The following is a 23,106-nucleotide window of genomic DNA, read 5'->3' on the forward strand; positions in this document are numbered from 1 at the left end:
GCCCTCGCCTTTAAGAAAATACCAATATTTTTATGATGGCTACAGTTTATTTGTTAATAACACATTATACTTCAATCGTTAGTTACAGTCTTGGTCAGCAAATATGTTTATAGGCTAATTCACAAAGGCAGCGATCAGCCTCGTCAAGTTAAATGGAAAAGCGTCGTACTCTTCGATCTTCTGAGCGGCACGCTTCGGTTCAATGAAATCAGACGGCCGATACCCAACGTGATGCAGCGCATGTTGATCCACCAGCTGCGCGAACTTGAAGAAGACGGGCTTATTGAGCGTAAGGTTCATACGCAGGTACCGCCGAAGGTGGAATACCGTCTTTCTCCGCTCAGTCGCAGCATCAAGCCGACCTGCTCGCATCGAAGGATGGGGCGATGCTAATATCGACTGTTTCGGAAAACCGGTGAAGAATGCATCTCCGTCTGTTCATGAGGCGGGCATGAAAAGGGCGACATTTGCCGCCCTTCATTGCGCCATCCTCACCGGCACTGCCCGCCGTTCATGATTCGATAGCCTGCACGGTCGGCTTCGCAACGGTTGGGGAAAGTGCGCCTGTCATTGCCGCGTCGCGCGCAAACCGGCATATATTCGCGGGTGCAAGCGCCTGCGCCCGGTCTGCCGGGCCTGTTGCCCTGATGCGGCGGTCGTACCGGACCGACACCCGGTCCGCCCCAGCCGGAGCCAGGCCGCGACGAGCATTCACCGCTTGAAACGACCCGATAGCCTTCTGCCCTCGCCTGGCACGAATTGCCGAAGGTCTTGCGCGAAGAGCCCCGCGTGGCGCAGACAGGCGCGTAGATCATCGGGCACATTTGCGGCTGCGACGGTCCGGGCCTCAGCGGTGGACGATGATCCACCCCGCCTTCCGCAACGCAACCGGCAAGAAGCAGCGCGCCCGCAAGCACGGCCAATTGTTTAAAACGATGAAATTGCATTTTCCTCTCCATTTGTCCCGAAACTTAGGGCCTGAATCAAAAAGCGGCAGGCCGAGGCGAAAATGGCGATTTCCGAGTACCGGAGCGCAGTGTACTTCCAAGCATAGTCCCGAAAAGTTGCAGACTTTTCGGATAAGACTATGCGTCTGAGAAAGCTACATGAGCACCGGAACGCAGAAAATTGCCATTTACAGACCGGCATGGCGACTTTTGGAACAGGCTCTTTAAATGGCGCAGCCTTCAATAAGGGCAAGTCCTTTCGCAAAAGTGCAAAACCTCGCGCACCATATCGACAACCCGCCCATATAGGTTACCTTGGCCAAAGTTGAGGGGCGGAACAGGCAGCATGAATCGTTACAGGCACAGCATAGCGGTTATCCTTGTTTCGCAGCTTTTCAGCCTGCCTTTCGGTGTCGGAGCATCCTATGCGGCGAGCGAACCCACCCCGCCGGTCTATGCCCCACCCTTGCCGCCGGAGAAGAAGACGCCGACCGTCGGCCGCATCTGCCAGCTTATTGGCGCCAATGCCGACGCCCACGGCATTCCGCGTGATTTCTTCGCCCGATTGATCTGGAAGGAAAGCCGGTTCGACCACAGGGCGGTGAGCCCGGTCGGCGCCGAAGGCATTGCGCAATTCATGCCCTACACCGCGAAGGAGCGCGGGCTGGCCGATCCCTTCGATATCGAGCAGGCCATTCCCGCCTCGGCGAGCTTCCTGCGCGACCTGAAAGGCGCTTTCGGCAATTGGGGCCTTGCAGCCGCCGCCTATAATGCAGGCGCGGGGCGCGTTTCCAGCTGGATGCGGTCGGGCGGTTTTCTGCCGCTTGAGACCGAAAATTATGTACTGGATATTACTGGCGCGCCTGCCGACGACTTCGCGGCTGGCAAGGAGATCGTGAACCGTCCGCTCGATCCCAAGCTTGCCTTTGATGATGCCTGCAAGCGCCTGCCGATCATCCGCAGCGCCACCATTCCGATGTCGCGCGTCAAGCCGAAGCCTTGGGGCATACAGGTTGCGGGCAATTTCCGCCGCAGCGCTGCCGTCAATCAATGGGCGCGCCTGCGCAGGCAATTCGGCGCCGTGCTTGCAGGCCATGATCCCGTCGTCAGCCGGATACGCACGCCAATGGGACGCCGCGGCATCTATGCGGTGCGTATCGGCGCCGACAGCCGCGGGGAAGCCGACGGCATCTGTGCGAAGCTGCGCGCAGCAGGCGGCGCATGCATAGTTTTACGCAACCGGTGAGAAAAACACGGTCAGTACCTGCTAAAACAGCGATATATTAGGGATAGCCTGTTCTGTTTTGGGATTGAGGTGATGATTTTCTTGAAACAATCGTACAAAAATTGAACGATACCGGTTCGAAGATAACCAATCATGTCGATCCCAAAGAATTTGCTTGCCAAATACCGCTTCATAGATCAGTCTCCATCTGTTCGGGCATTTAGCGAACAAATGGAAGACTGGAAGAACGGCGTGCCGGGGCCGCTATAAGTTCCGGGTCGAAGGCTCCCCTTCGGCAATGATCGGTTCCTTCCCAATGTCGAGAACTGCCTGCATAACCCTCTGCCGGGTGTGTGGTGCGCTTGGCAGAATTTGTAATACCACCGTCTCCACAAGAGCGGTGGCGCCAAGGAAAAGGAACGGATCCCATGGCACAGACCGGACAGGTCAAATTCTTCAATACCGAAAAAGGCTTCGGTTTCATCAAGCCGGACGATGGTGGCGCAGATATCTTCGTACACATCTCCGCAGTACAGGCTTCTGGCCTCACTGGCCTCGCAGACAATCAGAAGGTTTCCTACGAGACGGAACCGGATCGTCGCGGCAAGGGCCCGAAGGCCGTGAACATCACCGTTACCGGCTGATCGTTCATAAAAGAACCTACCACTTGCCCCGGCTTCTGCCGGGGTTTTTTATTGCCTTTCGGCACTCGATCCCCTTGGTTGCCAGCACGTCTCCAAGCGCGAAATATTACAGATACTGCGCGTAATTTACCGGGAACTGGCCGCTTTCCGCCGCCTTTCACCATTGTTCAGCCTCCATTCATGTCGAAAGAGTTAATCACTTATTCACAAACGATACGTGCCCCTTTTCGGCCAACGTATCGCAGACATTGCAGTCGAGCTTCTGAAGGAGCGAACAATGAACCGATTTGCGAAAATAGCCATTATGGCAGCGGCATCCCTCGCGGCAGTTGCCGCGCCGCTTGCAACGGCATCCGCAGATTCCTGGGGTCGCCATGGTTGGGATCGCGGCGGCTGGGACCGTCCTTACTACCGCGAGCGGCATCGCGACCATAGCGACGCTGTCGCCGCCGGTGTGATCGGCCTCGCCGCAGGCGCCCTCCTTGGCAGCGCACTCAGCCAGCCATCGCAGCCAACCTATGTGCAGCCTGCTCCGGTCTATGCGCCGCCTCCGCCGCCGCCAGCCTATTATCCGGCTGCCCCGGCGCGTCAGGTAACCTATTACCGCGCAAGCTATGAGCCATGGAGCCGTGGCTGGTATCAGTATTGTTCCGACCGCTACCGGTCATTCAATCCGAATACCGGCACGTATCGCGGTTATGACGGACGCGACCACTTCTGCTCCGCCAACTGAGATAGCGGAAAAACAGATAGATAGAGCGGCTCCGTTTTAACCGGAACCGCTCTAGGCACTCAGCAAAAAGCCGCCCTTCCGGCGGCTTTTTCTATTCATGCATATCCGATGTCGTTCAAAAACGGATTGGAGCGCCGCTCTTCGCCGAACCGCCCGCCGGGACCATGCCCGCAGATAAAGCCGATATCGTCGCCGAGCGGCAGCAGCTTTTCCTTGATGGAGCGAATCAGCGCCGCGTGGTCACCGCCCGGCAGGTCGGTGCGCCCGACCGAGCCGTTGAACAGCACGTCACCCACAATCGCGAATCGCGCTTCCGGATTGAAGAACACGACATGCCCCGGCGCGTGGCCCGGCGTGTGGAAGACCTCGAATTCGTGACCGGCAACGGAAACCTTGTCGCCCTCGTTCAGCCAGCGGTCCGGCGTCACGTTGCGCACGCCTTCGGTGAGGCCGTATTTCAGGCCGGTCGTTGCCAGATTGTCGAGCAGGAATTTGTCATCCTTGTGCGGGCCGATGATATCCACGTCCAGCGCTTCCTTGAGGTCGAGCGCAGCCGCAGCGTGATCGATATGGCCATGCGTGATCCAGATTGCCTCGACCTCGACCCCTTGGGATCCAATCGCATCCAGAATGCGGTCGAGGTCGCCGCCCGGATCGATCACCACGCCCTTCTTGCTCTCGCTGTCGAACAGAATGGTGCAATTCTGCTGGAAAGGCGTGACGGGAACGATAATGGCCTGCAATTGCCCCATAGTGTTACTCCACTCAAAATAAACAGCAGCGCTTCTGCCACACAGATAGTGTGCCCGGCCCCTCACGTGAAGCTCAAAAGCATTTTCGAGTCAAAAGTGCGAAGCGCCTTCCAACGATCCAACTTAATCTGGAAATGCTCTAAATAGAAACGGGCGGCTGGACGCCGCCCGTTTTCCCTCTCCGGAATGTCCAGACCGCCCCTCCGAAAACCGCTTCACGGTTTTCGGGTTGCGCCCCGACAGTTCGTCTAGAGCGCCGTGCGTCCTTACGGACGCACAAAGGTCGCTCTACCTATTGAATCTAGGCCTCGTGCTTTCCGAAAATCGATTCCGATTTTCGGGCCGATGCTCTAGCCGGTTGTCCCCACAACCTTACGTTCTGCGATGCATCAGGCCTTGGCGGCCATCGCGTTCTTGATCAGGCCGACAATGGCCGTGAGTACGATACCGCCAACGCCGCCGCCAGCCAGCTGCCCGACAACGCCGTTGAGCACGGAATCGAGGCCGCCGCCGGATAGCATCGGGAGCAGCTGCCCCAGGATGACACCACCGATGCCGCCCGCCACCGTGTTACCCGTGGTTCCCAGACTGATATTCTTGACCGCTCCTGCGATGTTGCCGCCAACGGCACCAGCGACCAGCTGAAGAATGAGAGGTAGTAGAGCTTCCATAATCGTCACCCCATCTGAGTTTTAAACCGGAATAGCGCGACTCCGGCAAAAAAATCATGTGCCGAAACTTGGCAATGTCAAACAATAAGCGACGGAAAAACAAAAAAGCGGCCCGAAGACCGCTCTTTTTCTGTTTAAAACCCAGTTACTCCGCCGCAGCGCGCTTGGGCTGAACTTCTGCAAAATAGTCATTCATCAGAAGGTTGGTAATTTCGGAAGGCTTGAACCGGTATTGGCCGATCTCGGAAACCGGCGTCACTTCCGCTGCCGTGCCGCACAGGAAGCATTCGGAGAAGCCGGCAAGTTCTTCCGGCATGATTGCCCGCTCAATGACTTCAATGCCCCGGCGCTTGGCAAGATCAATGACCGTGCGGCGCGTAATGCCGTCGAGGAAGCAGTCGGGCTTCGGCGTGTGCAGCGCCCCATCCTTCACGAAGAACACATTGGCGCCGGTTGCTTCCGCAACCTGCCCGCGCCAGTCGAGCATCAGCGCATCCGCGTAGCCCTTGGCTTCGGCGGCATGTTTGGAAATCGTGCAGATCATGTAGAGACCGGACGCTTTCGAGCGCGACGGCGCGGTGCGCGGGTCCGGGCGGCAATATTCGGCAATATCGAGCCGGATGCCCTTCATTTTTTCTTCCGGCGAGAAATAGCTCGGCCACTGCCAGATGGCGATGGCCAGATGAATGCGGTTGTTCTGCGCCGACACGCCCAGCGAATCCGAGCCGCGCCAGGCGATCGGGCGCACATAGGCGTCCTCAAATCCCTGCTTCTTGAGGAGCTCGCGGCAGGCATCGTTGATCTCTTCAACGCTGAAAGGAATCTCGAAACCGAGAATGCGCGCAGATTCGTGCAGGCGTTCGGTATGCTCATTGAGCTTGAATATCTCGCCGCCATAGGCGCGCTCGCCTTCAAACACGGCGCTCGCATAATGCAGGCCATGGGTCAGCACATGAATTTTCGCATCCTTCCAGTCGACGAATTTCCCGTCCAGCCAGATAGATCCGTCCCGTTGATCGAATGGAATCGCAGCCATTTTCTTGCTCCTTGACTTTCCTCGCGGCGCTGTCTCGACACGGTTTCAGGCCGATTTCAGACCGGACAAACTTCTCCGCGACCCGTCTTCCCCATTTAAATCGATATAAATGGTGAGACGGCCACCTTTTTCTGCGTAATTGCTGGCCTTTTTGTTCAAAATGCTTTGAGGTCGCGCAAACATATTGCGCGAAATCCAGCCGGAGCATGCATGACAAGAAAATAAATCCTCCACAGGGATCGAATATTGCGGCAACCATTTCCACCATCCGCATTCAACAGACGCGGCGAAAACGGGTCAGCGCAATTATTCCTCCTCCATGCATGCGTCAGCGCAAACATTATTCCAAAAAAGCCAGCTCACGCTTATCGAAAATTATCTGGGCGATTGAATTATGTCAATAATGCTGACATATTTAACGCAACAGAACGGAGCACCGATGTGAATTCGACGAACGATCTGAATTATATAAGCAATCCGTTGACGGCTGAGGAGGCGGCCGACCTCAACGTGATCGAACTTCTGTTTTTTTCCTATCGCGATTTCACCGCCGACCCTGATCTCATTCTGGAAAAGATCGGATTCGGGCGGGCGCATCACCGCGTCCTCTACTTCATCAACCGCAAGCCCGGCATGACGGTTGCGGAGCTGCTGGAGGTTCTGCGCATAACGAAGCAAAGCCTGTCGCGTGTGCTCAAGCAGCTCATCGATACCGGCCATGTCGTTCAGGCCACCGGCCTGCATGACCGCCGCCACCGCAAGCTTTATCCAACCCGGAGCGGCCGTGAGCTGACGCTTGCGCTTGCCCTTCCGCAGTCGCGGCGCATCGCGCGCGCGTTGGAGGATTGTGGCCCACAGGACCGCGCGGTGATCGAGCGCTTCCTCTATAATATGGTCAACCCCGAACGGCGGGCCCAGATCGACGAATTTTCCGCCGACGACCCCTCCGGCTGACGGGTCAAGATGAAGTGTTACGCAAGGTTGCACTAAGTGCTTGTATAAAAATGCGCCCCTTCAGGCAGTGAATGGACGTGCCGCATTCCAATGAGTATTATGTCGGGCGACGCATGTTGCGTCATAGAGCGCCGTGCGTCCATTCGGACGCACAAAGGTTGCTCTAACTTATTGAATCTACGCATCGTGCTTTCCAAAAGATCGATTCCGATTTTTGGGCCGATGTAGTCGAATTGGAACGGAACGGGATCGAAAGACGCCATGGCAGCAGAAGAAGAAAAGACGCTCTCGGATGACGCCCCGCATCTCCTCGTCGTTGATGACGATACGCGCATCCGCAGCCTTCTTTCACAATATCTGACCAATAGCGGATTCCGTGTCACCATGGCCGGCAGCGCCGCTGAAGCGCGCCGCAAGCTGGAAGGCATCGACTTCGACCTGCTGATCCTGGACGTCATGATGCCGGGCGAAACTGGCGTTTCGCTGACGCGCTCGCTGCGCGAGCAGAAGAATGTCCCCATTCTCATGCTGACGGCATTGTCGGAAACCGACAACCGCATCGACGGGCTCGCCGCTGGCGCCGACGATTATCTGCCGAAGCCCTTCGATCCCCGCGAGCTGACGCTTCGCATCAACAATATCCTGCGGCGCGGCGCGCCTCCGGCGCAGCCCAAGATCGAACAGATCGTGTTCGGCCCCTATACATTCTTCATCCCGCGTCGCGAGCTGAAAAAGGGTTCCGAAACGATCAAGCTGACCGATCGCGAGCAGGACATCATGGCGATCTTCGCCGAGCGCGCCGGTGAAACGATCCCGCGTCACGAGCTGACCGGTCAGGACGGCGATGTCGGCGAGCGCACGATTGACGTCCAGATCAATCGCCTTCGCCGCAAGATCGAGCAGGACCCGGCCAATCCGGTCTGGCTCCAGACCGTGCGCGGCATCGGCTACAAGCTGAGCATCGAATAGCAACAACCGGCAACCAGAAAATGGTGTTTTCTCATAACGCGAAGCGCGGTGCACAAAAGCTGCACCAGCGATGGCGGGCGTGGGAAACACCATTCGCAAACCGCGAATATCGTTCTTGCAGCGAAGCTGGTGTGGGCCTGACACGATGAAATCGCCCTTGAGAAAATTCTCCCGCTGGTTGGCCCGCATCATGCCGAAAGGGCTTTATGCGCGGTCGCTCATCATCATCATCGCGCCGATGGTGCTGCTGCAATCCGTGATCGCCTATGTGTTCATGGAGCGTCACTGGCAGATGGTGACCGAACGGCTGTCGACTGCGGTCGTGCGCGATATTGCAGGCATCATCGATATTCTGGAAACCTACCCGCAAGAACCGGGCTACGACAATCTGATCCGCATCTCGCAGCAGCGGCTGGCGCTGAATATCTCGATTCTGCCGCCCGATCCGCTGCCGCCGCCCGGACCGAAGCCGTTCTTCGCCATTCTCGATTACTTCCTCAGCGAAGAAATCACCCGCCAGATCAACCGGCCTTTCTGGGTGGATACGGTGGGCGATTCCGATCTCATCGAAATCCGCATCAAGCTTGAGGACAAGGTGTTGCGCGTCTTCGCGCGGCGCAGTCAGGCCTATGCGTCCAATACGGGCATCTTCCTGACCTGGATGGTGGGCACCGCGCTTGTTCTCCTCATCATCGCCATCGCTTTCCTGCGCAACCAGATCAAGCCGATCCAGCAGCTTGCCGAGGCGGCGGAAAGTTTCGGCAAGGGGCGCCCCATGCCGGAAGGTTTTCACCCGCGCGGCGCGGAGGAAGTGCGGCGCGCCGGCATTGCCTTCATCCAGATGCGCTCGCGCATCGAACGCCAGATCGAGCAGCGCACGGCCATGCTGTCGGGCGTCAGCCACGACCTGCGCACCATCCTCACCCGCTTCAAGCTGCAACTGGCGCTGGCTGGCCATTCCATCGACACCGAGCCGCTCAATCAGGACATCGCCGACATGCAGACCATGCTGGAAGGCTATCTCGCCTTCGCGCGCGGCGAAGGTTCGGAAGAAACGGCAAGCTATGATGTCACCAAGCTGTGCGAGAAGCTGGAGAGCGAGGCGCGCCTGCGCGAACGCGGCTTCAAATACCGCATCGAAGGCGACAGCGAGGTCCATGTGCGCCCCAATGCCTTCTCGCGTCTGGTCAGCAATCTGGTTTCAAACGCCTTTCGTCATGCGCAAAATGTCGAGCTTTCCATTTCGCATGTCGAAGGCTGGCTGAAAGTCGTCGTGGACGATGACGGGCCGGGCATCCCGGAAGACCGGCGGGAAGATGTGTTCAAGCCATTCGTCCGGCTGGATGAGGCGCGAACGCAGGATTCCGGCGGCACAGGGGGGCTGGGGCTTGCCATTGCGCGCGACATCGCGCGCAGCCACGGCGGCGACATTTCGCTGGAGGATTCGCCGCTGGGCGGCCTCCGCGCCATCATCCATATTCCGGCTTAGAGCGGTTCCTGTTCTAACAGAAAAACCGTTTCACACTTTTGATGGAAATTCTCCAGGCGTTCTGGCTTGGGGCTGGGGAAATAAACTTCAGAGCAGAGCGATAAGCAGGAGTTTTCACGCTTCTTTTCCCTCATCCTGAGGAGCCGTTGAAAACGGCGCATCATCCTGAGCTTGTCGAAGGATCGAAGGGCTGAGGGAAAACGCCCAATGCCTGCCACAGTGCCTGCCCTCGTCCTTCGAGACGGCTCCTTCGCAAGCTCAGAAGCCTCCTCAGGATGAGGGGTCGACGCGGTTGCTCAACGCGAAATCATCACGCTCTTAATAAAGCTTGCCGCCGTTCGGCACTGGCTTGTCGATGGCCGCGAGAACCACTTCACCGTTTTCATCCGGCATGCCGAGCGTCAGCACCTCCGACATGAAAGGGCCGATCTGGCGAGGCGGAAAATTCACCACAGCCATGACCTGCTTGCCGACCAGTTCTTCCGCCGTATAGCGCTTGGTGATCTGGGCGGACGACTTCTTGATGCCGATCTTTTCGCCGAAATCGATCTTCAGCTTGTAGGCGGGCTTGCGCGCTTCCGGAAATGGCACGGCTTCCACGATGGTTCCGCTACGGATATCGACCTTTTCGAAATCCGCCCAGCTTATGGTGGTTGCTTCACTCATTTTCTTACTCCCCGCCTCGCAGAAAACCCGGCGCGAACGCCGGGTCAAAACTCAGTTATTGGATAGTCAGGCGCGACCGACTGTCTCGAACACCACACATTCCAGCGCCTCGCGCGCCGTGACACCCGACCAGACCACGAACTGGAAAGCCTGGAAATAGGCTTCGCAAGCTTCCAGCGCCGCCGAAAGCAGCACTTCCACCTGACGGCTCGTCGGTTCCGCGCCGCCTGCCAGCAGCAGCGACTGGCGATACATGATCGCGCCTTCCTGCTGCCAGAGATCGAAATGGCCCATCAGCAGTTTTTCGTTGATGAGTGAAAGCAGGCGCATCACTTCGTTGACGCGCGGCTCGGCCACCTTGATGTCGAACGCGCAGGCCAGATGCAGTGCCTCGAAATCCTCCATCCAGGAAAACGAGATGTGATAGTCAGTCCAGTTGCCCGCAACCGAGATTGCGATTTCGTCGTCGCCAGTCCGCTCGAACGTCCAGTCGTTTGAATGCGCGACCTGTTCGATCACATCCACCGGATGCGCCTCACGTGCGAATTCAAGCTCAAGAAGGCTCATGTCCGTTTCCTGTTCTGGGAACCATCTGCCCCCAGATGTTTCCTAATTCCCGGCGTGCAGGTAACTGCCCGCCCGCACCCGCCGCCGCGCAAGAACAAGCGCAGGAAAACAGGCACGAATTGATCGGTCGAGGAACCGGCATGCACGACGGCATGCAAGCGCCCCAATGGCACACGCACATACGCAACTGATACTGGAAAGCAGCCTGAAAGACGCGAAACCTGACACTCAGCCCCTCGCCGCCGCCTACATGACCGCGTTACGAATCATGTAGTGTTTTCAGTCTATTGATGCTGAATCTGAACGCCAGCCCCTTTTCAAAAAAGAGACATGAAAGCATGTGGAAATATACGGGGGGCGGGCCGCGACCCTTGCCTTAACCGACTCTAAGACAAGGGTTTTTGCCACTTGCGGCCTGTTAATAAATATTCAGGGATTATTTTTGGATTTAGCCGAAGTTGAAGCCGATTTTGCCGTTTTGGCATCAGAATCGACTTCGAATTTCGCAAGACGTGCTTCGAGTGCTTCGATTCTTGCCAGCAAGGCGCTGTTTTCCGCACGCGCCTTGATCGCCATTTCGCGAACGGCTTCGAAGTCTTCGCGCTGCACGACATCGAGCGTGTTCAGCACGCGTTCGCCTTGCGAACGCAGCGCCGTTTCCACTTCGCGGCGCACGCCCTGCGCAGCGCCTGCCGCATCCGTCACAAGCTTGGCGAGTTCATCGAGAACCCGGTTCTGTCCGCTGGTCATGGCAATCATTCCTTTTTTCCAAGAGAGACCTGTTGAAAACATAAATTTGAAATAGGGCCGTCTCGGGTCCGATGCAAGCTTGGCTATAGAAAGTGATCGCGCCCGGCGTCAGCAAAAACCATAAGCTCCTGAGGAACAAGGCGAATGTACTTAAGGATACCTTAAGCGTACACAAGCACCGGAAGCGCATAAAACGCCATTCGCGGCAGACGGGAACCGCTTGACCATCAAGGGTTGGTCCAGCATGTTCCCTCACAAAACGGAGTGATTTCATGATTGAGACGTTGCTGCCCGTATCGGCGCTCGCCTTCCCCAATATCGATCCGGTGATTTTCAGGATCGGGCCGCTGGCAGTGCACTGGTACGGCCTCGGCTATGTCGTCGGCATCATGTTCGCCTGGTGGTATGGCAAGAAGCTCCTGCGAAGCCACCGCCTGTGGGCGAACAACCAGCCGCCGATGGCGCCGGAAGCGCTTGACGATTTCGTCATCTGGGCCGCGCTCGGCGTCGTGCTGGGCGGGCGCATCGGCTACGTGCTCTTCTATAATTTCTCCTATTATATCTCCAACCCGCTCGCCATTCCGGCAGTGTGGGATGGCGGTATGTCGTTCCACGGCGGCATTCTGGGCACGACGCTCGCCATGTTCCTGTTTGCCCGCTCACGCGGCATCAGGGTGTGGAGCATGTTCGACACGATCGCCGCCGGTGTTCCGGTCGGGCTTGGCGTGGTGCGCGTCGCCAATTTCATCAATTCGGAACTCTGGGGCCGCGTCAGCGATATGCCCTGGGCGGTCTATTTCCCCAATGGCGGTCCGCTGCCGCGCCATCCGAGCCAGATTTACGAAGCCTTTCTTGAAGGGCTTGTGCTGTTCTTCGTGCTGTTCCTGCTCGTCTGGATCGGGCGCAAGCTGAAGAAACCCGGCTTCATCGCAGGCGCATTCGTCACCGGCTACGGCCTCAGCCGCATCGTGGTCGAATTCTTCCGCGAGCCGGATGCACAGCTCGGCTATCTCCTCGGCGGCTGGCTCACCATGGGCATGGTGCTTTCGGTGCCTATGGTGCTGATCGGGCTTTGGGCCATGTGGCGCGCAAACCGGGCCGCGGCAAAGGATGCCTGATCTCTCGCTGAAAGACCGGCTGAAACGCCTGATCGCCGCCTCCGGGCCCATCAGCGTTGCCGATTACATGGCCGCCTGCCTCGGCGACCGCGAGGCTGGCTATTACACCACGCGCGAGCCTTTCGGACGCGACGGCGATTTCATCACCGCGCCGGAAGTCAGCCAGATGTTCGGCGAACTGATCGGCATCTGGTGCGTCAGCGAATGGGATGCGCTGGGACGCCCGGATAATGTGGTGCTGTGCGAGATCGGCCCCGGTCGCGGCACGCTGATGAGCGACATGCTGCGCACCATCGGCAAGCTTGCCCCGCAAATGCTGGCCCATGCGCATGTTGCCATGGTCGAAACCAGCCCGCGCCTTGTCGAAAGACAGAAGGAAAAGCTGGCCGATGCAGGCGCGAAGATCGACTGGTTCGAACGTTTCGCCGATATTCCCGACGGCCCCTTGATCCTCGTTACCAATGAGCTGTTCGATGCGCTCCCGTTCCGGCAGTTCGTCAAGGCCAATGGCCGCTTTGTCGAACGGATGATCGCGCTCGACGACAGGGGAGAGTTTCACTTCGTCAGCGGTCTGGGCGGCATCGATCCGGCTCTCCTGCCGCAAGGTCACGCAGACGCAGAAGACGGAGCTATCTTTGAAGCAGCCCCGGCGCGCACGGCCTTGATGCAGGAAATCGCGAGCCGTATCGCGACAACGCGCGGCGCGGCGCTCAACATCGATTACGGCCATCTGGAATCCGGCTTTGGCGACACGCTGCAAGCCATGCTGAAACACAGCTTTGACGATGTGTTCGCCCATCCGGGTGAAGCCGATCTCACCAGCCATGTCGATTTCGATAGTCTGGAGAAGACCGCAAAAGCCTGCGGCTGCAAGACCGGAACCATGACGCAGGGCGAGTTTTTGCTTGCAATGGGCTTAGCTGATCGCGCCGGGCGGCTCGGCGCGGGCAAGGATGCGGCGTTTCAGGAGAAAATCCGGCAGGACGTTGAAAGACTGGCCGCGCCCGATCAAATGGGAACCTTGTTCAAGGTTCTCGCATTGAGCGACAGGCAGACACGTCTTTATCCTTTTGAACCGGCCTGAAGCCTTTCAAAAAGCGCGGGAGCCTGAATGAAAAAGCATGGGAGCCTGAATCAAAAAGCGGTATGTGTGTGCGAAAATGGTAATTTTTGAGTACCGGAGCGGAGCGTACAAAAGGTACGTGAGCACCGGAACGCAAAAAAGTGCCATTTGCAGCCACACAGAGCGACTTTTGGAGCAGGCTCTTAATTGACAAGCCGACCCTGCTCCCCCACCATCCCGCCGTTTGAAACGAGATTGCCATGACAGACACCCCGCAACCGCTCCGTTCGCCTCTCCTTGAAAAGCCCGTGGCACAGAACGGGAAGCGGATCGCGCATGGCTTCTTCACCCGCAAGGGCGGCGTTTCCGATGGCATCTATACGGGCCTCAATGTCGGCAGCGGATCGAACGATGTGCCGGAAAAGGTCGCGGAGAATCGCCGTCGTGTGGCGGAAAGCCTCGGCGTTGCGCCCGATCATCTCATGACCGTGCATCAGGTCCATTCGCCCGATGTTGTCCACGTCACCGAACCTTTCGGCAGCCCGCGCCCCAAGGCCGACGCCATGGTGACCAATGTTCCCGGCATCGCCATCGGCGCGCTTTCCGCCGATTGCGGCCCGGTGCTTTTTGCCGATCATGAAGCGGGAATCATCGGTTCCGCCCATGCCGGATGGCGCGGCGCTTTTGGCGGCGTTCTTGAGAACACCATCGAGGCCATGATCGGGCTTGGCGCGAAGCGCGAAAATATCGTCGCTGTTCTGGGACCGACCATCGGGCCGGAAAACTATGAGGTAGGACCGGAATTCTATGCCGAGTTCATCGGCAGGGACCCGGCTTACACCGCCTATTTCCGTCCATCGGACAAGGCAGACCACAAGCTGTTCGACCTGTGGACATTCATCACCGACCGTCTGACGAAAGCTGGCGTAAAGGCCGAATCCCTGCGCCAGTGCACCTATGCCGATGAGGAACAGTTCTATTCCTACCGGCGCACCACCCATCGCAACGAACCCGATTACGGGCGTCAGATTGCAGCGATCGCCATCATAGAAGATTAGGAGAACCGCATGGCCCTTCACTTCGAGCCGGAAGAATTCGCCGCACGTCGCGACCGACTGATCTTGAAGATGGAGGAGGAGAAGCTGGATGCACTTCTGCTGTTCGCGCAGGAGAGCATGTACTGGCTGACCGGCTATGACACATTCGGCTTCTGCTTTTTCCAGTGCCTCGTGGTGAAGGCCGACGGATCGATGGTGCTGATGACGCGCTCCGCCGATCTTCGGCAGGCGCGCCATACGTCGAATATCGAGAACATCGTCGTCTGGACCGACCGCGACAATGCCAATCCGGCCGCGGACCTGCGCAATATCCTGACGGACCTTGACCTGCTCGGCACGCGGATCGGCATCGAATACCAGACGCATGGCCTCACCGGCGCCAATGCGCGCAAGCTGGACGAGCAATTGCAGAGTTTCGCCAAGCTTTACGATGCGTCCGGCATGGTGGACCGCCTGCGCCTTCTCAAAAGCCCTGCCGAAATCGCCTATGCCAAGCGCGCTGCGGAACTGAGCGACGACGCGCTGGATGCGGCGATCAAGCTGACCAAGGGCGGCGCGAGCGAAGCCGATATTCTGGCTGCGATGATGAGCGCCAATTTCGCGGGCGACGGCGATTATCCGGCGAATGAATATATCATCGGCTCGGGCGACGACGCCCTGCTCTGCCGCTATAAATCCGGCCGGCGCAAGCTGAACAAGAACGACCAGCTCACGCTCGAATGGTCGGGCGTGTTCCGGCATTATCATGCGCCGATGATGCGCACGTTGATCGTCGGCAAGCCGACCGCGCATCATCTGGAGCTTTATGCTGCCGCGCGCGAGGCGCTGGAAGCCGTGGAAGCGGCGATGACCCCCGCCTCGACATTCGGCGACGTGTTCGACGCCCATGCGCGGACCATGGAAGCGCACGGCCTCACCCGCCACCGGCTCAATGCCTGCGGTTATTCGGTGGGCGCGCGCTTCACGCCATCATGGATGGACCCGCAGATGTTCTATGCCGGAAACCCGGAAAGCATCCAGCCGGACATGACGCTTTTCGCCCATATGATCATCATGGATTCCGACACGCAGACCGCCATGACCCTTGGCCAGACATATCTCACAACAAATGGCGCGGCAGAGCCATTATCCCGCCATTCTCTTGATATGATTGTCAAATGAGGCGTAATCGGCGATAAAACGGCACGTCGGCAAAAGTCGACAGAGTGAATTGTAAATGCCCTATCGCAGAGAACCTGCGCCTTCAGGAGCATGAAGCCGAACATGAACAAGGCACATCTTTCGTCGCTGCTGTTGCTTACCGGGTTACTTGCCGCCTGCAACAGCACTGAATCCGCTTTGAACGTACAGGGCAGCAATCAGACTGCCGGTCAGCCAACCACGGCAGCACCCGCCACTCCGGCTGCGGCCCCGACTGCGACCACGCCAGCAGCCGCACCGGCGGCCCCGCAGCGCAGCGCGGCGCTGAAGCCCGGCAAGCTGCATATTGCGCCCATCGTCGGCGCGCCGGTCAATGTAGTGACCCCGCTCACGCATCGCATCAACGATGACGCCAAGGCGAAGGGCATCGAGCTTGCAGGCAATAACGACCCAAGTGCCGCCTATGTCATGAAGGGGTATTTCTCCGTTCTTGCCGAAGATAACCAGACGACGGTTCTCTATGTCTGGGACGTGCTGGATGCGTCCGGCAACCGTCTTCACCGGATACAGGGCCAGGAGAAAGTTCAGGGCGCAGCCGCAGACTCATGGAGCGTCGTTCCGGCTTCCGCCATGCAGGCAATCGCCGACCGCACCATGCAGGAATACTCCACCTGGCTTGCGGCAAATCGCGCATGAAGCGGGCCTTTTGCGGCAAAAGGCTGAAATCTTTTGCTGAATCGGTTTTGCACATTGTGGGAAAGCCGCAATACTGGCCTTTTTGCAGCAATTGTGTCCCTTCGGGCCTTGCAATAACTGTGACTCTTTGCAATAGCCCCGGCATCCGAAAGAACCTTGCAAGCTGCTGTACTTGATCCCGTCAGATAAGTACGCAGCTTTAAAATTTTTGAGATTGTCCGTTCCGGCGGACTTTTGCGACAACCAGACTGCAAACCGCGACCGCATCGGCGTCAGAGGCAAAAGAATGAAACTTTTCGCAGGCAACTCCAACCGGGTTCTTGCCGAATCCGTTGCTCAATATCTCAACATTCCACTTGGCAAGGCCAGCGTGCGCCGCTTCGCCGATCAGGAAATCTTCGTAGAGATTCAGGAAAACGTGCGCGGCGAAGACGTATTCGTTCTGCAATCGACCTCCTATCCGGCAAACGATCACCTGATGGAACTGCTCATCATGATCGACGCCTTCCGCCGGTCCTCGGCCCGTCGCATCACCGCCGTCCTGCCCTATTTCGGCTATGCCCGTCAGGACCGCAAGCCCGGCCCGCGCACGCCGATCTCGGCCAAGCTCGTCGCCAACCTCATCACCGAAGCCGGTGCCAACCGCGTTCTGACGCTTGACCTTCACGCCGGTCAGATCCAGGGCTTCTTCGATATCCCGACCGACAATCTCTATGCCGTTCCGGTCATCGCCCGCGACGTGAAGGCCAACTATGCCACCGGCAATTGCATGGTCGTCTCGCCGGACGTCGGCGGCGTGGTGCGCGCCCGCTCGCTGGCAAAGCGCATCGATGCGCAGCTCGCCATCGTCGACAAGCGCCGCGAACGTCCAGGTGAATCGGAAGTCATGAACGTCATCGGCGATGTTTCCGGCAAGGACTGCCTGCTGTTCGACGATATCGTCGATTCCGGCGGCACGCTCTGCAACGCGGCCGAAGCCCTGCTCAACAAGGGCGCGAATAGCGTCACCGCCTATATCACGCATGGCGTTCTGTCCGGCGGCGCGGTTGCCCGTATCGCCTCATCGAAGCTGAAGGAACTGGTCATCACCGATTCCATCCAGCCGACCACCGCCATCAACGACGCGCCGAATATCCGCGTGCTGTCGATCTCGGACCTCATCGGCGAAGCCATCGCCCGCACGGCAGCGGAAGAATCCGTTTCGAGCCTGTTCGACTAAAACAACAGTCGAAAGAAAATCCCGAGACATGCCGCCAGCAACAGCACGAGCGGCATGTTCATCCTGAAGACGACAAGCAACAATGCCGCCGCGCCTGCGATCAGGACGGCGGCATTGTCTATTGTGCTCCAGACCGGCAGCGGCAATGTGAAAGGCCCGACGGCCTTCTCCACCACCTGCGCAAACAGGACATGCAGCGAGAACCACAGCGCCAGATTGGCAATCACGCCGACGACCGCAGCCGTAATCCCGCCCAGCATCGCCGACAGCCAGCGCACCTGACGCAGCCGCTCCACGAAAGGCGCGCCCGCCAGTATCCAGAGGAAACACGGCACGAAGGTAAACCACAGCGCGATCAACCCGCCGAAAAAGCCGCCCGGAAGCGGCGGCAGGCCGGACAGGTTCGCAGCCCCCACAAAACCGACAAAGACCAGCACGAGGATCAGCGGTCCCGGCGTGGTTTCGGCCAGCCCAAGCCCGGTCAGCATTTCTCCCGGCTTCATCCAGCCGAAATGCTCGACCGCCTGCTGCGCCGTATAGGAAAGCGCTGCATAGGCGCCGCCAAATGTCACTGCGGCAAGCTTTGAGAAGAAAGCCGCTTCCTGCACGAAGACATGCGTGCCACCAAAAGCCAAGAACAGCCCGAGCAAAGGCAAAAGCCACAGCCCGCCCCAGATCAGCGCCTGCTGCGTAAATTCGCGCAAGGCACCGGGCGTCGCCTCGCCCAGAACTGTTGCTGCACCATTCCCCTGAACCACGTGCCGCAGGCCACCGGCAACAGCCGCGAGCAGAACGACAAGCGGAAACGGCAATTTCAAAAGCGCTATCGCAATGAATGCCACAACGGCTACGCAATAGGAAAAGCCGGAAGCGAGCGTGCGCTTCCCCATCCGGTACAGCGCTTCGAAAACCACGGCCAGAACCGCAGCCTTCAGGCCGAACAACAGCCCGGCCACCACGTCCACATGTCCGAAGGCAATATAGATTGCCGACAATGCAAGCATGACCGCCGCACCGGGCAGCACGAACAGCAGGCCCGCCAGCAGGCCGCCGCGCCAGCCTTTCACCGCCCAGCCGGAATAGGTCGCGAGCTGCATGGCTTCCGGCCCCGGCAGCAACATGCAGAAATTGAGCGCATGGATCAGCCGCTCCTGATCCATCCATTTCTTTTCATCCACGAGAACGCGCTGCAGCATGGCGATCTGCGCCGCCGGACCGCCAAAGGACAGAAGTCCGATCTTGCCGAAGGTCGTGAAGAGTTCTTTGAAATCCGGCTGCTTTATTGGCTGTGTCACGCTGTCATCCTGAATGATCCGACCAAGCTCTTGCTGACAATCATTGCAGGTTCATGACGGTTTTCACAGGCTTACTCGGCGGCGGCACCTTCTTCGGCAAAATCGTCCGGCGCATTCGGGTCGCCCGGCGCGGTCTCGCAGCCGAGATCAGGGAAATTGACGATGCGCATTCCCTTGAAATCATTGCGGACCACCAGAAGCCCGCGCTCTTCGAAATAGGTCAGCAAACGCCGGGCCCGGCTGAACGAATGCGTGCCATAGGCGCGCGCCAATGCCGCATCGGAGGGGCAAGGCGCACCTGTCACCGCTGCCTGCGCCACAATCAGGAACACGCCCTGCACATCGTCGGTAAGGCTTTCCGACAAGGACAACGCCTGCTGCCATGTCTCGCCATTGGCCACATCGCTTTCAATGCTGGCCTGCGCCACCGCCAGCCTGCGGCGGAAAGCTGGCAGAGCCAGCGGTTCGCCCGGAACGCGATGAATGCGGCAACGCACCAGAAAATCCTGATAAAGAACGGCAACCGAGCGGAACGAGGCTTCGGGGTCGTCCACGATCTCGCGCATCACCTTTTCCAGAAGCTCTTCGCGTTCGGCTTCCACGATACCGGGGAAAAGCGGCGCTTCTACCGGCTCCGCTTCAGGCTTTGGCTTTGCCACCTGCGCCAGAATTTCCGCTGTCGATGGCGGCGGCGGAGGTGGCGGCGTGCGGCGCACTGCCGTACGAATTTCCTGCGGCGCTGGCGTGAAGATAAGATCGAGCGCATCTTCGGGTGCATCGGGAAGCGGCATCAGCTTCGGCGACGACGAACGTGCCGATGTTTCGACCTTGCCGATCTTGATCGGCAATGGGCGACGCGACAAGGCTGGTCCGAGCGCCACGAAATGCCCGCGCTGCAAATCGCGGAACATTTCAGCCTGTTTGCGCTCCATGCCGAGAAGATCGGCGGCGCGCGCCATGTCAATATCGAGGAAGGTGCGCCCCATCAGAAAGTTCGAAGCTTCAGCAGCAACGTTCTTGGCAAGCTTCGCCAGCCGCTGCGTGGCGATAACCCCGGCAAGACCGCGCTTGCGTCCGCGGCACATGAGGTTGGTCATGGCGCCTAGCGAAAGCTTGCGCGCTTCGTCCGACACCTCACCGGCGGCAGCAGGCGCAAAAAGCTGCGCTTCATCCACGACGACGAGCATCGGATACCAATAATCGCGTTCGGCATCGAAAAGACCGCCAAGAAAAGCCGCAGCCGAGCGCATCTGCTGCTCGACGTCCAGCCCTTCCAGATTGAGCACCACCGAAACACGATGCTGGCGAATGCGTCCGGCAATGCGGGTCAGTTCGGCTTCGGTGCGAGCAGCATCAACGACCACATGGCCGTAAAGATCGGCCAGCGTGACGAAATCCCCTTCGGGATCGACGATGCACTGCTGCACCCATTGCGCGCTCTGTTCCAGCAGGCGGCGCAGAAGATGCGACTTGCCGGAGCCGGAATTGCCCTGCACGAGCAGGCGCGTGGCGAGAAGCTCCTCAAGATCAAGCATGGCCTGCTTGCCACCGCCAAGCGCCGCTGCCGAGGCAGAACCGCTACCAGTGACGGAACCCATGTCGATACCGACCTGCATCTCGCCTCCTTGTTTCAACATTTCAGGAACAGACGACTCGCGCGGCCTCACCGCCAGTCGATCAGGCATTCGCTTAACACTTTTGCGGCTGTCATTGCCACCCGTTAATGCATGTCTCCCAAAAGTGGGAACCGGTTTTGGGATAAAGACATGCATGAAAACAAAAACTTAAAGCGTGTCATATGACGGCGAAAAAAGGTGACACGCTTTAAGACAAATGCCCACAGGTGCCGGGCAGTAGATTTCAACCTGAAGTTTTGATAGCAATTCTGTCAGGGGGCAAAAGCAGCAAGCGTCCAGCCAGCGGGCGCGTCGGGGAGGATGCGAGCCTGATTCAAAAAGCGGCATGTGTGCGCGAAAATGGTGATTTTCGAGTACCGGAGCGGAGCGTACTTAAAGGTACGTGAGCACCGGAACGCAGACAAATTGCCATTTGCAGCCACACAAGGCGACTTTTGGAACAGGCTCTGAGCCGCTCCGACCGAGGCAAAGGCCTGCCCTCTATTCGGAGGTGAATTCTATGTGGTGAATACCCATCAGATTCACGCTTAACACTACAATTGCATTCTTCGTGATGCCGGGCTGCAAAGAGCAATTTATCTGCGTTCCGGTGCTCATGTACCCAAAAGTACATTGCGCTCCGGTACTCGAAAATCACTCTTTTCGCCACGGCCTGACGAATTTGCAATGTAGTGTTAGAATAAAGAAAACCCGCACCAGCTGGCGAGCTACAGTGCGGGTACAATTCTTTATCTGAGTACACGGTAGCTGGAGTTCACGCTTCAGCTACCGATCCGAATATAGGCCATCGGGTACACTTTATCAACTGTGGCCTGCCATCTGAACGGGCAAACCCAAAAAACTTGCGCCGCCGCACGCTATGGTCTATAGCCACCGCCATCCGCGTAGACACCCTTGGAGGCAACGCGGAATGGAGCGGTCCGGTCTTTCACTCTGTGACAGACAATACGGGCTGTTTCATGTCGTTTGTTGAAGCATGATCCCGAACCGATTTTCGGACAAGATCATGCGCGAAAAGCAGGCGACACTCCAGTAACATCGAAAGGAAATGCCATGAGCGAGACTTACGTGCTCAAGGCCGATCTGCGTACCCGGGTTGGTAAGGGGTCCTCCCGCGAACTGCGTCGCAACGGCCAGATTCCTGCAGTCATCTATGGCGACAAGCAGGAGCCCCTCGCAATCGCCGTCTCCTACAAGGAGATTTTCTACAAGATCCATGGCGGTGGCTTCAAGACCACTGTTGCCACGATCGAAGTGGACGGCAAGAAGATTCAGGTCCTCCCGAAGGACTACCAGCTGGACCCGGTCCGCGACTTCCCGCAGCATGTCGACTTCCTGCGCGTTTCCGCGAAGTCGGTCGTCCACGTGAATGTTCCGGTTCACTTCAAGAACGAAGAAGCAGCTCCCGGCATCAAGCGCGGCGGCGTTCTCAACATCGTTCGTCACGACGTTGAACTGATCGTTCCGGCCAATGCAATCCCGGAAGCCCTTGAATTCGACCTGACCGGCCTCGAAATCGGTGACTCGGTTCACATTTCGGCAATCAAGCTGCCGAAGGGCGTGACGCCTGCCATTCAGGATCGCGACTTCACCATCGCCACCATCGCTGCTCCTGCCGGCCTGAAGTCGGAAGAAGCTGCCTCGGAAGGCGCGGCTGAAGAAGCCAAGGACGCCGAGTAATTATTTAGGGGCTCAAACCATGCTGCTCATCGCAGGTCTTGGCAATCCGGGCCCCAAATATGCGCATAACCGGCATAATATCGGTTTCATGGCGGCGGATGAAATATTCCGCCGCCATCGCTTTTCCAACTGGCAGAAGAAGTTTCAGGCCGAGATCGCCGATGGCGTGATCGATGGCGAAAAGGTGCTGCTGATCAAGCCGCAGACCTTCATGAACCTTTCCGGCCAGTCTGTCGGCGAGGCCATGCGCTTCTACAAGCTGACGCCTGCCAACCTCGTCGTGATCTATGACGAACTCGATCTCGTTCCCGGCAAGCTGCGCATCAAGACCGGCGGCGGCTCCGGCGGCCATAACGGCATCAAGTCCATCGACGCGCATATGCAATCCTTCCCCGGCGGGCAGAATTATCGCCGCATGCGGCTTGGCATCGGCCACCCCGGCGCGAAGGAACTCGTGCATAATTATGTTCTCGGCGATTTCGCCAAGGTCGACAATGAATGGCTGGATACGCTTCTGGGCGCTGTCGCCGATAATGTCGCCATGCTCGCCAAGGGCGAGGACAACAGCTTCATGAACCGCGTCGCGCTCGCCATGGGCGACGGCAATCAGCGACCCAACGGTTTCAAGGCCGATCCCGCACAACTGGAAAAGGCCCCGCCTGAAGCAAAGGCCAAGGCGCAGAGCCATATCCGTCAGGCGCGGCCAAACCAGAAAAAGCCGAATATTCCCGAAAGCGGCCCGATGGCCGACATGCTCAAGCGGCTTTTCGGGAAAAAGGATTGACGCTGTGCCGTCC

The 23,106-nt window shown here is 58.3% G+C and carries 23 protein-coding genes and 1 pseudogene; 15 read left to right on the plus strand and 9 right to left on the minus strand.

What is annotated here, in order from left to right; genetic code table 11:
* Positions 1 to 150: 150 nt before the first annotated feature.
* Positions 151 to 517, plus strand: a pseudogene (locus AC0TOF_RS20860) (winged helix-turn-helix transcriptional regulator); the annotation flags it as partial.
* On the opposite strand, the gene AC0TOF_RS20865 reads toward AC0TOF_RS20860, so the two are convergent.
* The gene (locus AC0TOF_RS20865; protein WP_473769656.1) at positions 492 to 947 is read right to left on the minus strand and encodes a Kazal-type serine protease inhibitor family protein; all 456 of its coding nucleotides are present in this window, start codon (positions 945 to 947) and stop codon (positions 492 to 494) included. The pseudogene AC0TOF_RS20860 and the gene AC0TOF_RS20865 sit on opposite strands and share 26 nt — an antisense overlap.
* 346 nt (positions 948 to 1,293) lie before the next feature.
* On the opposite strand from AC0TOF_RS20865, the gene AC0TOF_RS20870 reads away from it, so the two are divergent.
* From AC0TOF_RS20870 to AC0TOF_RS20880, 3 genes are all read left to right on the plus strand, one after another.
* Complete coding sequence (locus tag AC0TOF_RS20870) at positions 1,294 to 2,193, plus strand: SPOR domain-containing protein (RefSeq protein WP_473769657.1); 900 nt, start codon at positions 1,294 to 1,296, stop codon at positions 2,191 to 2,193.
* 407 nt (positions 2,194 to 2,600) lie between these two features.
* The gene (locus AC0TOF_RS20875) at positions 2,601 to 2,816 is read left to right on the plus strand and encodes a cold-shock protein (RefSeq protein WP_006471910.1); all 216 of its coding nucleotides are present in this window, start codon (positions 2,601 to 2,603) and stop codon (positions 2,814 to 2,816) included.
* A 277-nt stretch (positions 2,817 to 3,093) separates the two neighbouring features.
* Positions 3,094 to 3,549: a BA14K family protein gene (locus AC0TOF_RS20880; protein ID WP_473769658.1), complete on the plus strand. Its 456-nt coding sequence runs from the start codon at positions 3,094 to 3,096 to the stop codon at positions 3,547 to 3,549.
* 95 nt (positions 3,550 to 3,644) lie between these two features.
* Here AC0TOF_RS20880 and AC0TOF_RS20885 read toward each other — a convergent pair whose 3' ends face one another.
* The 3 genes from AC0TOF_RS20885 to AC0TOF_RS20895 all read right to left on the minus strand — a co-directional run bounded on the left by AC0TOF_RS20885 (position 3,645) and on the right by AC0TOF_RS20895 (position 6,008).
* Positions 3,645 to 4,301 (minus strand): MBL fold metallo-hydrolase, encoded by a 657-nt coding sequence (locus AC0TOF_RS20885; RefSeq protein ID WP_122001271.1) that lies wholly within the window; start codon positions 4,299 to 4,301, stop codon positions 3,645 to 3,647.
* A 389-nt stretch (positions 4,302 to 4,690) separates the two neighbouring features.
* Entirely contained in the window at positions 4,691 to 4,972 is a 282-nt protein-coding gene (locus tag AC0TOF_RS20890) for a hypothetical protein (RefSeq protein ID WP_006471911.1), read from the minus strand.
* A 145-nt stretch (positions 4,973 to 5,117) separates the two neighbouring features.
* A complete protein-coding gene (locus AC0TOF_RS20895) occupies positions 5,118 to 6,008 on the minus strand; it encodes a branched-chain amino acid aminotransferase (RefSeq protein ID WP_473769659.1) in 891 nt (296 codons plus the stop codon).
* A 441-nt stretch (positions 6,009 to 6,449) separates the two neighbouring features.
* On the opposite strand from AC0TOF_RS20895, the gene AC0TOF_RS20900 reads away from it, so the two are divergent.
* The 3 genes from AC0TOF_RS20900 to AC0TOF_RS20910 all read left to right on the plus strand — a co-directional run bounded on the left by AC0TOF_RS20900 (position 6,450) and on the right by AC0TOF_RS20910 (position 9,420).
* Positions 6,450 to 6,962, plus strand: a complete 513-nt coding sequence (locus AC0TOF_RS20900; RefSeq protein WP_122001273.1) for a MarR family winged helix-turn-helix transcriptional regulator — start codon at positions 6,450 to 6,452, stop codon at positions 6,960 to 6,962.
* A gap of 261 nt (positions 6,963 to 7,223) precedes the next feature.
* Complete coding sequence (locus tag AC0TOF_RS20905; protein ID WP_122001274.1) at positions 7,224 to 7,931, plus strand: response regulator transcription factor; 708 nt, start codon at positions 7,224 to 7,226, stop codon at positions 7,929 to 7,931.
* A gap of 145 nt (positions 7,932 to 8,076) precedes the next feature.
* Positions 8,077 to 9,420: an ATP-binding protein gene (locus tag AC0TOF_RS20910; protein WP_473769660.1), complete on the plus strand. Its 1,344-nt coding sequence runs from the start codon at positions 8,077 to 8,079 to the stop codon at positions 9,418 to 9,420.
* Between the two features lie 318 nt (positions 9,421 to 9,738).
* On the opposite strand, the gene AC0TOF_RS20915 is transcribed toward AC0TOF_RS20910, so the two are convergent.
* From AC0TOF_RS20915 to AC0TOF_RS20925, 3 genes are all read right to left on the minus strand, one after another.
* Complete coding sequence (locus AC0TOF_RS20915; protein ID WP_112585774.1) at positions 9,739 to 10,086, minus strand: tRNA-binding protein; 348 nt, start codon at positions 10,084 to 10,086, stop codon at positions 9,739 to 9,741.
* 66 nt (positions 10,087 to 10,152) lie between these two features.
* Entirely contained in the window at positions 10,153 to 10,653 is a 501-nt protein-coding gene (locus tag AC0TOF_RS20920) for a type III secretion system chaperone family protein (RefSeq protein WP_010659627.1), read from the minus strand.
* A gap of 429 nt (positions 10,654 to 11,082) precedes the next feature.
* The gene (locus AC0TOF_RS20925; RefSeq protein WP_122001501.1) at positions 11,083 to 11,403 is read right to left on the minus strand and encodes an accessory factor UbiK family protein; all 321 of its coding nucleotides are present in this window, start codon (positions 11,401 to 11,403) and stop codon (positions 11,083 to 11,085) included.
* 272 nt (positions 11,404 to 11,675) lie between these two features.
* Between AC0TOF_RS20925 and lgt the strand changes: the two genes are divergently transcribed.
* The 6 genes from lgt (at position 11,676) to AC0TOF_RS20955 (ending at position 17,697) form a co-directional block, all read left to right on the plus strand.
* Positions 11,676 to 12,521 carry a prolipoprotein diacylglyceryl transferase gene (lgt, locus tag AC0TOF_RS20930; protein ID WP_122001276.1) on the plus strand — a complete coding sequence of 282 codons (846 nt, stop codon included), beginning with the start codon at positions 11,676 to 11,678 and terminating at the stop codon, positions 12,519 to 12,521.
* Entirely contained in the window at positions 12,514 to 13,605 is a 1,092-nt protein-coding gene (locus AC0TOF_RS20935) for a class I SAM-dependent methyltransferase (RefSeq protein WP_473769661.1), read from the plus strand. Before lgt ends, AC0TOF_RS20935 begins: the two co-directional genes overlap by 8 nt.
* Before the next feature lie 239 nt (positions 13,606 to 13,844).
* Positions 13,845 to 14,642: a peptidoglycan editing factor PgeF gene (gene pgeF / locus AC0TOF_RS20940; RefSeq protein ID WP_473769662.1), complete on the plus strand. Its 798-nt coding sequence runs from the start codon at positions 13,845 to 13,847 to the stop codon at positions 14,640 to 14,642.
* A gap of 9 nt (positions 14,643 to 14,651) precedes the next feature.
* Entirely contained in the window at positions 14,652 to 15,803 is a 1,152-nt protein-coding gene (locus AC0TOF_RS20945; RefSeq protein ID WP_122001279.1) for a M24 family metallopeptidase, read from the plus strand.
* A 90-nt stretch (positions 15,804 to 15,893) separates the two neighbouring features.
* Positions 15,894 to 16,478, plus strand: a complete 585-nt coding sequence (locus AC0TOF_RS20950) for a hypothetical protein (protein WP_473769663.1) — start codon at positions 15,894 to 15,896, stop codon at positions 16,476 to 16,478.
* Between the two features lie 286 nt (positions 16,479 to 16,764).
* On the plus strand, positions 16,765 to 17,697 hold the full coding sequence (locus AC0TOF_RS20955; protein WP_061345920.1) for a ribose-phosphate pyrophosphokinase: 933 nt from the start codon (positions 16,765 to 16,767) through the stop codon (positions 17,695 to 17,697).
* Here the strand turns inward: AC0TOF_RS20955 and chrA are convergent.
* Positions 17,694 to 18,992 carry a chromate efflux transporter gene (chrA, locus tag AC0TOF_RS20960; protein ID WP_473769664.1) on the minus strand — a complete coding sequence of 433 codons (1,299 nt, stop codon included), beginning with the start codon at positions 18,990 to 18,992 and terminating at the stop codon, positions 17,694 to 17,696. The two genes, AC0TOF_RS20955 and chrA, sit on opposite strands and share 4 nt — an antisense overlap.
* Positions 18,993 to 19,063: 71 nt before the next feature.
* Positions 19,064 to 20,608, minus strand: coding sequence for a helicase HerA domain-containing protein (locus AC0TOF_RS20965; protein WP_473769665.1), 1,545 nt, complete (start codon positions 20,606 to 20,608; stop codon positions 19,064 to 19,066).
* A 1,074-nt stretch (positions 20,609 to 21,682) separates the two neighbouring features.
* On the opposite strand from AC0TOF_RS20965, the gene AC0TOF_RS20970 reads away from it, so the two are divergent.
* Positions 21,683 to 22,309, plus strand: a complete 627-nt coding sequence (locus AC0TOF_RS20970) for a 50S ribosomal protein L25/general stress protein Ctc (RefSeq protein WP_122001283.1) — start codon at positions 21,683 to 21,685, stop codon at positions 22,307 to 22,309.
* A gap of 19 nt (positions 22,310 to 22,328) precedes the next feature.
* A complete protein-coding gene (pth, locus tag AC0TOF_RS20975; RefSeq protein ID WP_473769666.1) occupies positions 22,329 to 23,093 on the plus strand; it encodes an aminoacyl-tRNA hydrolase in 765 nt (254 codons plus the stop codon).
* Positions 23,094 to 23,106 lie beyond the last annotated feature (13 nt).

The organism is Ochrobactrum sp. PL_is501 (genome assembly GCF_055816895.1).